Source organism: Salinivirga sp. (assembly GCF_055145285.1).
Map to the genome: position 1 here is coordinate 24,130 of NZ_JBSRDC010000043.1, position 13,028 is coordinate 37,157.

The 13,028-nt window shown below is 37.0% G+C and carries 9 protein-coding genes and 1 pseudogene; 4 read left to right on the top strand and 6 right to left on the bottom strand.

Features of this window, described 5'->3' with window-relative positions:
* Positions 1-60: 60 nt before the first annotated feature.
* The 6 genes and pseudogenes from ACTB0Y_RS08405 to ACTB0Y_RS08430 all read right to left on the bottom strand — a co-directional run bounded on the left by ACTB0Y_RS08405 (position 61) and on the right by ACTB0Y_RS08430 (position 6,356).
* Positions 61-1,215: an SPOR domain-containing protein gene (locus tag ACTB0Y_RS08405; protein ID WP_463206371.1), complete on the bottom strand. Its 1,155-nt coding sequence runs from the start codon at positions 1,213-1,215 to the stop codon at positions 61-63.
* 84 nt (positions 1,216-1,299) lie between these two features.
* The gene (locus ACTB0Y_RS08410) at positions 1,300-1,812 is read right to left on the bottom strand and encodes an NUDIX hydrolase (protein ID WP_463206401.1); all 513 of its coding nucleotides are present in this window, start codon (positions 1,810-1,812) and stop codon (positions 1,300-1,302) included.
* Positions 1,813-1,896: 84 nt separating this feature from the next.
* Positions 1,897-2,364 (bottom strand): annotated as a pseudogene (locus tag ACTB0Y_RS08415) (septation protein IspZ); the annotation flags it as partial.
* A 2-nt stretch (positions 2,365-2,366) separates the two neighbouring features.
* Positions 2,367-3,710, bottom strand: coding sequence for a LysM peptidoglycan-binding domain-containing protein (locus ACTB0Y_RS08420; protein ID WP_463206372.1), 1,344 nt, complete (start codon positions 3,708-3,710; stop codon positions 2,367-2,369).
* Between the two features lie 155 nt (positions 3,711-3,865).
* Positions 3,866-5,347: a T9SS type B sorting domain-containing protein gene (locus ACTB0Y_RS08425; RefSeq protein ID WP_463206373.1), complete on the bottom strand. Its 1,482-nt coding sequence runs from the start codon at positions 5,345-5,347 to the stop codon at positions 3,866-3,868.
* Between the two features lie 67 nt (positions 5,348-5,414).
* Positions 5,415-6,356, bottom strand: a complete 942-nt coding sequence (locus ACTB0Y_RS08430) for an NAD(P)H-dependent flavin oxidoreductase (RefSeq protein WP_463206374.1) — start codon at positions 6,354-6,356, stop codon at positions 5,415-5,417.
* Positions 6,357-6,515: 159 nt separating this feature from the next.
* On the opposite strand from ACTB0Y_RS08430, the gene ACTB0Y_RS08435 reads away from it, so the two are divergent.
* The 4 genes from ACTB0Y_RS08435 (at position 6,516) to ACTB0Y_RS08450 (ending at position 13,027) form a co-directional block, all read left to right on the top strand.
* Positions 6,516-9,140 (top strand): peptidylprolyl isomerase, encoded by a 2,625-nt coding sequence (locus ACTB0Y_RS08435; RefSeq protein WP_463206375.1) that lies wholly within the window; start codon positions 6,516-6,518, stop codon positions 9,138-9,140.
* Positions 9,141-9,245: 105 nt separating this feature from the next.
* A complete protein-coding gene (locus tag ACTB0Y_RS08440) occupies positions 9,246-9,791 on the top strand; it encodes an HNH endonuclease (RefSeq protein ID WP_463206376.1) in 546 nt (181 codons plus the stop codon).
* Between the two features lie 6 nt (positions 9,792-9,797).
* A complete protein-coding gene (locus ACTB0Y_RS08445) occupies positions 9,798-10,094 on the top strand; it encodes a hypothetical protein (protein ID WP_463206377.1) in 297 nt (98 codons plus the stop codon).
* A gap of 167 nt (positions 10,095-10,261) precedes the next feature.
* Positions 10,262-13,027 (top strand): OmpA family protein, encoded by a 2,766-nt coding sequence (locus ACTB0Y_RS08450; RefSeq protein WP_463206378.1) that lies wholly within the window; start codon positions 10,262-10,264, stop codon positions 13,025-13,027.
* Position 13,028: the final 1 nt, after the last annotated feature.

Here is a 13,028-nt window from a genome sequence, read left to right on the forward strand (position 1 = left end):
AAACACAAAAATAAAAAAAGCCGGCAATGAATGCCAGCTTTATATTGAAAACTTTATTTCTTAGTGTCTGAGTACCCACACCTGAACATCCTGATTTTTCATGCGTCTGTATTCGTTAAAGGCCTTTTGCCGGTCCACATAACTATTGTATGAAACCCTGTAGAAACCGCGTCGTTCCATGAATACTTCAGAATTATACCCTTCGCTGTTCAATTTTTGAACAAACATGTCGGCATATTTTTTATTTTTAAAACTACCGGCTACCAGGTAATATTTTTTCTGATTCTTTTGCCTTTTTACTTCTTCTGCTTTACGCATACTTTCCTGGCGTGCATTTGCAATGCTATCTTGTTTGGCCTGTGCCAATCGAATAGAATCCATTCTCGCTTGTTTGGCTTTAATTGCTGCACTATCAACTGCGACTTCTTTTGGTTCGTCTTTACCAAAAATAGAGCCGCCAAACCAACCTTGCACAGTACCCCAGTTTAGATAGGCAATCACTGCGCCTGCTCCCAGCACAACAACGATGGCCGCTGTAATAATTATAACTGAAGAATTATCTGACTTTTTGGGTGATTGTTTTGCGGCGGGTGGCTTTTTACCTGGCGGGACGCTGGCACCACCACTGGCGGTTTTCTGTTTAGCCCCTGTATTTTTTTTCGATTCGGGTGCACCAGCTTTTACCTGAGTTTTTGATTCTTTTTTATCGCTAAACTTCTCGTTTATTGTTTTTTCTTCACTACCCACTGCTGCTTTTTTTCCAGCTCCATCATCTTTTTTCTCAGCTTTCGTATCTTCTGGTTTTTTTGGGGCTGTTTTTTCTTTTTCGTCAAGCTTTACAGATGTTGCAGATGTTGCAGATGCAGCCGATTTTTCTGCTTCCGGCTTTTCCTCACCTGCTTTAAATCTAACAGAACCCCGGGTATCTTTATATAAATATCCCAGATCTGCAATTTTGTATGGTTTGTTGGCTTTTAATTCTTTTAGGATATCATCGACAAAAGCCTTAACCTTTTTTTGAGCCTCCTCCTTAACAATGCTCTCTTTTTTTGCAATATGGTTAATGAGTAAACCATCATTATATTTAAGAAAATCATTGAAAGAGACTTGTTTTTCAGTACTCCCAGGGGAAGATTTCACCATAAATGCACCAAAATCCGGTACAATTACCCTGGTATTGCTTTTCAGTAATTCAGCTATGTATTTATCTATCATGACGAAAAAGTTTTCTGACAATTTGGACTAATATATTCAATTTTTTTTATTTCAGCAACAAAGATTGTTTTTTTATTTTCTCCACTATTTAAATACTATACGTTTTATTAGCATATTAAATTCGTGTTCAAAATTCGGTGTAAAAAAATTATCACCTAACTTTTCCCTAATTTCTTTAATGCTCATCCATTGGCCCCCGGCTAATTCTTTTGAATTTGGAGATGGGTTTTGACTTGTTGTTAATGCAAAAACATATACAAATTCTCTTTCCACATTGCTTTCCCATTTATATGAAAATAAAAACTTTGCATCTTCTATTTCAATATTCAGCTCTTCCTTGCTCTCTCGCTGTAGCGCCTTTTGGGGTGTTTCCTTAAAAGACACATGTCCACCGACTGAAGTATCCCATTTACCGGGTTGTATATCTTTATGCATGGGCCTTTTCTGCACAAATAGCTGCCCCTTGTTGTTGAAAACATGTAAATGCACAACAGGATGCAAAACTTTGGACCCATTATGAACCTGCGATCTGGTGGCTTTTCCAACGACCTTGCCTTGCTGATTTAGTACGGGTAGCCACTCAATATTTTGGGCCATCCATCGCTGGCGTATAAGCTCTACAAGGAACCATACCCCTGCAATAATATAAAATAGCCCGCCACTAATAAACGCCCAGGCCTCTTTTGACAGAAAAAATGCACTATAAAAGACAAGCACAGTGTGACCCAAAAATAACCAAAATAATACACGTGTTTGATTACGTAAATGCCTGAGCTGCTCATTGTCAAAATCCTTATCGGGCATATAGCGCCGAGCCATTCCCAACATAATATTTTTGGGAGAATAGGCACTAAGTCCGATAATTACAACTAAAATTGATTGAATAATTCCGGGCTTAAGTTTAAAAAAAATCTCGTCGTGCAAAAGAATGCTAACTCCACCAAAGGCTGCCAGAAGTATGGTATCGAACAATACAAATGTATCGGCTTTTTTATTGCGAACCCATGTAAAAACAAAAACAACCAATCCTGTTATAAGTGCAAGAATGATAGCATTTGTGGTACCCGCAAATTCATCAGCTAAAATAAAAACGAGCAAAGGCAGTAAGCCCGGTAGCAGAATTGTTAAATATTTGAATTTGTTTTGCAAAACTACTCGGCAATTATATCGTCGTATTGCAGCGGAATATTCAGTTCCATTCCTTCTCTAAGACGATCGGCATTATCTAGTTTATTGGCTTTTAGAATATCTTTTACAGGAGTATGATATTTTTCTGCTATGGAGCTCAGTATTTCACCCTTTTCAACTTTATGAACAGCTTTTACAGGAATCCTTACCCGCTGACCTAAGCGCAAGCGTTTTGCCTGAACATTGTTTACCCTCTCCAGCATTTGAACGGTAACATTAAACCTAATACCTAAGCGGTAAAAATTATCGCCTTTTTGGATTTTATAGGGTATAAACTCGGGTTTAATGCCCTGGGGTTCTTCAATTTTTTTTTCTAATTGTTCCTTGCGGGCAGGTTTTATGGTGTCTTTCGGCTGGGTATCGGCCACACTCTCCTTCGGTTGGACTTCTTTTGTAACATTTTCATGATTAAAAGCAATCTCACTGATACCATACAACAATGCTATCAGTCCAATTACACCAATGACGATCCAGACTACCTTTGGGACACCTTTTCTACCTTCTACTATTTCTGTTTTTTCTCCGGCCTCAGGGGCATATGGCACCTTGTGCGGATCGAATACATGCATAAGTGTCAGGGTAATATTATCCTTGCCACCTGCCTGATCGGCCTTTTGTGCCAAATTTGTAGCCATGAAATCGACCGAGGCATCCGGATCATTGACTACCTCTGCAATCTGACTTTCTGTTAGTTCTTTAAAAAGCCCGTCTGATGTAAGCAGCAGTGCATCTCCCTCTTCCATTGAAAGGGGCTGTTTACATACTGAAAAGTTCACATCTTTCTGAAAGCCTAAAGCTCTATCGACGATATAGTAACCCGGGTCGGATTCTAAATTATCCTGAGTTATTTTATTTTGAGACAGAGCTGTATGTGCTTTGGTATGATCGCGGGTAAGCCTGTATATTGTATTGTCTCTTACAATATAGAACCTCACATTACCAATGTAGGCGTAATATACGAGTTCATCCAAAACAAGCACAATACCACAACTGGCACCCATCCCTTTGAACCGCTCATTTTTTTGAATATGATCGTATAACTGAAAATTTGCCAATGTAAGGGCATTGGTCAGAGCTTTTTGCGGATTTTTGAATTGTGTGTTTCGAAATTGCCTTTTAATAGACTCAATGGCCATTTTTGAGGCAATGGCTCCGCCTCCTTCTTTTCCATTTATACCATCGCAGATTGCAAATCCATAACCTCCTGGTATTTGAAACTCAGCATAGGCATCCTGATTATGCTTGGCCTGGCTTCCTATCAGGCTGATTGATTTATATTTAATGGTAAGACTGTGCTCTTTACCCATACTTTATGCAATTTTCACAAATTTAAAGCTAAAAATGAAACATACCTAAAATTACACCACTAATTATCCTTGAACTAAAAGAAATTGTAAATTTATTGATTACTTATCAAATAACATCAAATAATTTAACATAAATTATGTTTATGCATAGCAACTTAATGAATCACCGTGACAGTGCCCCGCACTACTTTCTCTTTTTTCCCGGGAAACCTGTATCTTGCAACGTATAAATATCCTCCTGACATTACAAAGTCACCTTTATACCTTCCACGCCACCCAGTATTGATGTCATCGGTTTCAAATATCAATTCGCCCCACTTATTGTAGATTTTTAAGTTGAAACTTTCTGGTAGCGATCTTTGCGGTATTGCCTTAAAAACACCATCCATGCCGGGTTCACCGGCTATTATGGCGTTTGGCCACAACAAATCATCCAGTATTTCAATCTCCACAGGGTTTGACCTTACCGTAATGGAATCACCAACGTTAGCCTCAATGTAATATTTTACTTTTGAATCATTCAAGGTTAATTCGAATATGCTATAATCGTCGTATACCATTGGAATTGGGCCGGGATCAAAAACATCAACCGTCTCTTCCACTTCCCGATACAGGTTATATGTAGCATCTGCTTTTTTGAGGCCGTTGGCTTCTAATCTGATATAATCTTCATTATCTCTTGCGGCTAAAACTATGCTGTTCAGGGTATCGGAACGGACGGAATTCAACCCGCAAGCATTATAGGCAGCCACATAATAGTAAATAATATTTTCGCCAACCCCTACGTCACTGTAGGTTAGATTTTCATTTTGCACATTATCGTAAGTGGATACAGTATCATAATTACCATAAATTTGTTGGGAGCTCATTAATTCAATATGATTCGTTACTTGTTCATCAAGCTTTATTGTTCCGGTATTGGAAAAAGAATGAGAAGTATGCAGTGACTCAATATAGGGTTTACCGGGATTAGCTGGTGTGGTAATTTTCTTAGTTACAGGATTAGAAGACGATGTAAAATCAACTGTTTCGGCAGATAAACGAAACCAATATGTTTCTTCACGTTTAAGGTTCTGAAATGTATATGAATTGCCTGTAGCTGATGCTGTCAGGAAATCGGATTCCGATATTGCTTTTATTGTATATTCCGGTTCTAAAATACCTGAAGGGGCTTCGTCGCTGTAATAATCGTTCCAGAAAAGTTTCACAATAGCCAAACAGGAATCATAGGTTAAAACCCTTAACCTAAAATTTCGCGAGAATTGATCTTCTATCTTCGATTTTAAAAACTCCCCATCTACAATTGTAAATGCTACCAGACCATATCCTTGTATATCATTGGCTGGGTCGGAAGAAAAGTCCATATAGAATGTAGCAGTTGCGTCATTTATGGTATCAGGATTGGCATAACCAGATCCGGGAATTACGTCTCTTACAATAAAGCCGCTTGAATCTATATCATACCCTGTCCAGTCATATAGTTCCCAGCCTAACACACAGTGGTATGTGCCATTTGGTGCAGTGTCGACAGAAATAGAATCTATTATCGGAGGCTCAATAATAATTTGAGCTTCCATTTCATTATTACCAAAAACCACAGCCACTAAAAAAAATACTATCAGTTTTATTTTTAACATACTTCGTACAAAAATCAATTCTTTCACTAGAAAAAAACGCTTATTAAAAATATATATAATTTTATTCTTAAAAATAAGCCTCAAAATTATTCAGGGCTTCTTCGTATTCTTTAATTAAATTTTGCATGATTTTTTTCACCGGCTGAATGGAAGATATCATCGAAGCTGATTGGCCTATTTCCAGTTCACCATCTACCATATTGCCTTCAAAGATTCCTTTTCTCGCGCGGCCTTTACCTAATAATTCCACAAGCGATTCTTTGGTTGCCCCAGCATTCTCTTGTTCCATAACTTTGTTACAAAACTCATTTTTAAGCATGCGTACCGGAGCAAGTTTTTTCAGGGCCAGTATGGTATCACCTTCCCGTGCGCTAATAACTTTTTCTTTAAAGCTATCGCTGGCTGAAGATTCTTCACTGGCAGCAAACAAACTTCCTATCTGCACCCCATCGGCACCCAAACTCTGAACAGCCAATATAGCGCGACCTGTGGCAATACCACCAGCCGCAATTACAGGAATATTTATACTTTTTTTGATGAGTTCTACCAATGTTAGCGTAGTTGTTTCTTCTTTGCCATTATGCCCTCCTGCTTCGAAACCTTCAGCAACTAAGGCATCTACTCCGGCCTCTTCACTTTTTACAGCAAATTTTGCACTTGAGACAACATGTACAACCCTGATTCCATTTTCTTTCAAAAGGCTTGTAAATTTCTTGGGGCTGCCGGCAGAAGTGAACACAACAGGTACTTTTTCCTTCAGAACAATATCAATAAATTCCTCAGCATAAGAATATAGCAGCGGAATATTTACACCAAAATTTGTAACACCATTTTCTTTTATTCTTCGTATATGCTCAATAAGCACTTCAGGACGCATTGAACCTGCACCAATCAATCCCAAACCACCAGCCTTTGACACAGCTGCGGCAAGACGCCAGCCACTGCACCAAACCATTCCGCCCTGAATGACAGGATATTTAATATTAAGCAACTTAGTTAGTGGATTCATAAAACAACTGTTAATGAAAATATAGAACTAAAAAAAACTTTCGATCTCCACCATAAATAATTGCTCTTTTTTATTTAGCAACTATATTTGTAAATTACAAAATTGGAGCCCTGACGAAAATAAAGAAAAAGGCTCAATTTAAACAGAAAATTTATACATATGAAAAAAATAATAATTGCCCTATTGGTTTTATCAGTTTTCGCGGGATGTAATAACAAGAATGATAAAACAGAAGGTTTTCCACCGTATAAAATAACTGAATTCAGCACCGATAGTACTGTAGAAGCAATTACATACGAGGAATACCTGAAAGAAAAACGAAAAATAGATAAATACAATAAAATTATTCTAAAGGAAGAGTATACAAAAAAACAGCAAGAAGGCACGGGCATAAAGGCATTTACCGATTTAGCGCGCAAAAAGAAACTACACTACGAATTCAATTACCTGGGTATAAAAATTTCAGAAGAAGAACAATTTAATTTTATACAAGGGAAAAATATTCACTCTGCCATAAAAAGAAACCCTATTTTTAAAAATCCACAAACAGGCAAATTTGACAAAGCCAGAGTACAGCCATTTATCGATAAAATAAGTCAAAACAAAAATGATGAACCATACTTTGTTTGGAAATATCAATTGAATCAGATTACCGAAAATTTATTAAAAGACAAATACGAATCTCTTCTAAGCTCGAGTTTTTTCCCTACTGACATTTACGCCAATTGGATAAAGGAGCTAAATAAAAAGGAAGCGGCCATACATTTAGCAGCTTTGCCCTACACCAACTTCAATGATTCTGTGGTATTAACCGAGGAAGATTATAAGACTTACTATGAAAAACATAAAAGTAATTATAAAATATACGAGCAACGCTATTTAAAAGCAGCATACATACCTACCCAAATACATAAACACTTCCATGAAAAAGAATATAAAACATTTGACAGACTCCTGAAATCAGAAGAATCTTTTGAAAAAATTGCAAGTATGACACCATATCTTAAAAGATACTCTTCTTATTACTATGAAAACACCATTCCGCAAGAATTAAAATCATTTTTCGAAAATGGTAAACCCGGTGATATATATGGACCTTATTTTGCCAACAATTCATACAGGGCAATAAAGTTCGTAAGCATTAAAACAATTCCTGATAAAGCCTGGGCTCATCATATACTACTAAAACAATCAAACGAAGCTGAAGCCAAAAATATTAAACAACAAATAGAAAATCAGATAAGCAAAGACAAGCCTTTTATTGATATAGCCAAACAGTTATCTAACAAAAATCCCGATAAATATGAATGGGGCGATACAGAATGGTTTAGATATGCGAAAATGGCACAAGATTTTAGCGATAGCACCTTTGGGAATACTCCGGGAGAAATTGTATTAGCCAAAACCCAGTATGGCTGGCATATTATAAATATTAAAAAACACGATAAGAAAAGAAAAAGATACTTCTTTACAGGACTATACAGACCCCTCACTGCATCAAAAGAAGATATGGAGGCTACCTTGCAGGAAGCAACAACGTTTGCTCATTCTATTGAAAACCCCGAAAATTTTGAAGATAAAGCCGCAAATAATAATTATATAATTGAAGAATACGAAGCACATGCTTTTAATGTACAAGTTAATGAGTTAAATAATAGCAAAAAAGTTTATAACTGGGCTTTTAATGCACAGGAAGGAGCTATTTCAGATGGTTATAAAATAGGCAACAAGATTTATGTATTTAAAATCGAATCCATCGGTGGACCTGGCACGTTGCCACTTCATGCAGCAAAACACACCATTGAATATTATGTGCGCCGGGGAAAAACTAAAGAATACATAAAAAATAAGTACAACCTGATGAAGTTAAATAAAAAACCCATAGAAGAATCTACAGAAAAACTTAACATGGAGGAGTTTAACATCACGGGTATTAATTTCAATCAAAGCACTTTAGCCAATGTAGGTTCAGAACCCAAAGCAATAGGACTTGCAGTAACACTTTCGCAAGGAGAACAAACAAAATTATTATTTGGAAGTGAGCATTTGTTTTCACTGAGAAAGCTAAGTGAGCAAAATAAAAAATCAATTAGAAATCCGATGATAAAAAAGAAGCAGGTTTGGCAAACCCAGTTAAATAACGGAAAATACAACCTGGTTTTTGATATAAATGACCGAATGTCTGTAAACTTCGCTCGCAAACAAGATAGCTACTTTTTACTACCAAAATATAAAGACACCCTCACCGATAATCCTGAACTAAGTGCCCAAATGTTCAGGGCAGAGCAAGCCTTCAGAAACCAAAATTATGTTGATGCACTAAATGGAACAAAAGACTACAAAGGATTTAAGGAGCTCACCAAAAGTAAACCATCTAAGCAAAGACGAATTGCAGCTCTTTATGCCGGGTTAAGCGCTCTACAGTTAAAAAAATATGACCAGACGCTCCGTTACCTGAAATCTATAAACTTAAACGATCGATTCTTTTCGGTAATAGCGCTGGGAGCACAAGGTGATGCTTTATCGCAACAAGGAAAATATGCAGAAGCATTAAAAAAATATAAAGAAGCTATTAGCATCAGAGCAAACTTTATGTTGGCCCCAAGGTATATTCTTAAAATGACTGCCATTTATATAAAAAAGAAGGAATATGACCAGGCATTAAAATACTTAAAAATCATTAACGAGCAATACCCACAATCAATTGTAAGCAGGAACATTGAAAAATATATCGGTCATGTGGAATACTTTGCTAAAAAAACGAGCATTCTGGCAAATCATTAAATTCACAAATATTAACATTTTACACATTTTAATAACAAAAATTTGTATATTAATTACTAGCGTGTTATATTTGGAATAATTTACTAACAACTAAAAACCAAAATTATGATTTGTAAATTACCATTAAAAAATGCTGAAGATCAGGCATTGGTCGATGATGTGGTATATGAATACCTGGTAAATCATCCCTACCTGACTAAAATTAAATTCCTTGAAAACCTCCGTCGCCATAGTCGCGGTTATGCATTTTTCCAAAAAAACTGGAAGCAATCAGATGGTTCATATAAAAATGAAACAATCTATTTGCAAAAAGTAGTAGCCGAAAAATTTATTGAGAAACCAGACCAGGAGCGACGTTACTGGGTACGATTTATTAACGGAAATCCACTTGACTGCCGCATCAAGAACCTTGAATGGTCAACCCTTTCGAATGTAGTTCGCAACACAAGCAAAACCGACAACCAATTTGGTTATCGTGGCGTGGTAAAAAACTCGAACAAATACCAGGCTATTATATACGTAAACCGCAAAGCAATTAACCTTGGTTCTTTTGAAACACCCGAAGAAGCAGCACTGGCTTATAACAAGAAATCAATCGAGCTATTTGGTGTTACAAAAAGTTTAAATAAAATTAAAACAAAGAAAAAGTAATATACGATGAGGTTAATATTGATAATTTTACTGGCTTTAACGCTCAGCATAAGCTGCAAAGAAGAAAAAAATTCAATGAAAGATGATGTGAAAGAGCTGGTAGAACTTGAAAAACAAATCGTAGATTTAACCGTTAAGCACAAAACAACAGAAAATCCTGAATTAAATCAAAAAGTAGATTCCTTAACAACCATACTACAGAAGCGTAGTATTGAGCTTCAGGTGAAATACAAAAAGCTTAACCATACAAAAGATTTTCAGGAAGCTTACCAGGAAGTGAAAAAAGAAGTTTTTAAAAAGTAATAATATACTTCTATCGGAAAAAAACCTGTGGCTATCCACAGGTTTTTTTATTTGTACTAAGCCAGTATTTGACACTATTGAAATAAATATTAAAAATTCATAATAAATTTTACCTTTGTATATAGCAGCACTTTTACGAGCTCATAGAGCTTAAACTAAAATAACCTATGAGAAAAATTATATTCATATTGCTGATACTCATCACCAGTCTGGCAGCCACAGCCCAACGTCCGTCAAGAGAGTTTAAAAAACTATTCCTTGAAGGTTATAGTGAATTGCAATACGGAGCCTATGCACAAGCCATAAAATACTTTGAGGAAATAGAAAAAAAAGGTGAGCTAAACGCCAATATTAACTTCAATATTGGCCTTTGTTACCTCAACCTGCTTGGTGATAAATCAAGAGCAATACCTTATTTGGAGAAGGCCATCACAGACATTTCAGACAACTATAAAGAAGGATCTTACCGGGAACTACAGGCACCAGCTGAGGCCCTGTTTTATCTGGCCAAAGCCTACAGAATTAATGTTCAGCTGGATAAAGCCATGCAATATTACACTGAATACAAAAAACAGTTAGATGATGATGATATTTACTACCATGAATATGTTGATTTACAAATTCAAACCTGTAAAAATGCCAAAGAGCTTATCAGTTCTCCCATACCTATAAAAAAAACAAACCTGGGACCCGTAATAAATGATAGTGATGATAATTTTAATCCGGTAATCACTCCTGATGGTAAAACAATGATATACACAACATTGCAGCGCATCTACGACCGTGATTTGGAACAAGAAACCTTTTACGAAATCATCAATTACACTACCAGGAAAGAAAACGGGGAATGGGCAGAGCCTGAAGACATCACTAACAAAATAAATTCAGACGGATATCTGGCTACTGTAGGCATATCTGCAGATGGTACCCAACTGTACTTTTTCCGCGATGATTACGGTGATGGCAACCTCTACAAAGCAGAAAAAAAAGGATATCGGTTTACTGAAGTAGAAGAGCTCGACAATGACATCAATTCCCGTGACTGGGAATCACACATTTATCCGGCATCAGATGGTAAAACATTCTATTTTGTCAGCACCATGAAAGGAGGTAAAGGGGGAAGAGATATTTATGTTATTGAAAAAGACAACAGGGGCAAATGGAAAGACCCGGTAAACCTTGGCAGAGCAATTAACACCCCATTTGACGAAGACGCTCCGGTAATATCGGAAGATGGCAAGACCCTCTATTTTTGTTCAGAAGCCCATAACAGCATGGGTGGATACGATATTTTTTACTCAAAAAAGAATGCACTGGGCGAATGGACAACTCCGCTCAACATAGGCTATCCAATAAATACCACAGACGACGATATCTTCTTTATGCCATATCAAAATGGAAAATACGCCCTGTATGCACACCGGGATCCGGATGATACTTTTGGAAGAAAAGATATTTATAAATACCAGTTAAAATTCGACGACGACGAAGAAATACCCGAAACAGAAGCGCCTCAATTGGCTGAAAAAACAGATAAACCCACGCAAACAAAAGAAACACAACAAGAAGAAATCGCAGAAACAACTGAAGAAGCTGCTGCTGAAGAACCACAGGAACCAGTTGCTGAACAACCCGAAAATGAACCCGTACCAACAGAGCAACCTAATGAAACAACAGAAACAGCACAGTATAAAGAACCTGAAGATGAGCAACCCCAATACTCAAATTTCGATATACGGGGAATTATTCTATTACAGGATAATAAACAAGTAGACTCAGATTTCAATGTCAGCGTTAAAAATCAAAATTCCAATGCTATAGTAGGTTCAGCCAGGGCAAATAAAGATGGCACTTATTCACTGACCGTGCCGGCTGGTGACTATATAGTGACTTACTCAGGCCCGGGATACAAAATACACCAAAGATCGGTAAGTATTCCACCAGATTACGGGCTCCCTAAGGTAACACTCGATGTAGAGCTAACACCCAAACCCGTTGCCCGTGGAGAATACGTTCTTATGCGTGGTGTGCTATTCGATTATAACAGCACACAACTATCAAGAGAGGCCAGAATAAAATTAGAAAAACTTTACAAAGTAATGGACCAAAATCCGGCTCTGTACATAGAGGTAACCGGGTTTTCAGACCCTTCAGGTAACGCAGGATACAACCAAAGCCTTGCAGCCCGGAGAGCTAGAAATGTCATTAACTACCTTGTTGATAAAGGCATATCAAGAGATCGATTTGTTGCCAAATCGCAAGGTGAAAGCCAACCACTTGTTAGCCCCAACAACCCAAACCCTGAAGCACAACGCTACAACAGACGCGTAGAGATTAACATACTAAAAACCGGCGACACCAAAATCACTTTTGAAGAGTTTAAGGTACCTGAACACCTCAAATTTGGAGACAAAGCAATACAAATGCAGTATACAATCATGCTTACAGATTCACCTAAACCACTTTCTCCAAATGATTTCAAAAGCGTAGAACAACAAGGTATTTCTAATGTTTGGATTTTCCCATCTGCACAAGGATACTTCTATACAATTGGAAAATATGGCTCAAGGGCAAAAGCATCTGAATTGGTAAACAAAGCAGTAGACATGGGATTCCCCGATGCCCGCATTATTAATTACCGGGAACTGGAGAAGAAAAAGCATAGAGGGAATATCGCATCGATAAAGCGTATTGAAAAAACCAATCAAAAAAATGGGAAATACACCATCCAACTACTTGCACTTAAAATACCCGTGGATACAAATTACTTTAAAAATATTGAGGGTGTTAAAAGGATAAAGGGACCGGATGGAATTTACCGATATATATGGGGGCAATACATTTATAAGACGGCCATCAAAAAACGAAAAGAACTTATAGAAAATGGTTATAGTGGTGCATTTGTTATGAACCTGGACTATTACAATAAATAAG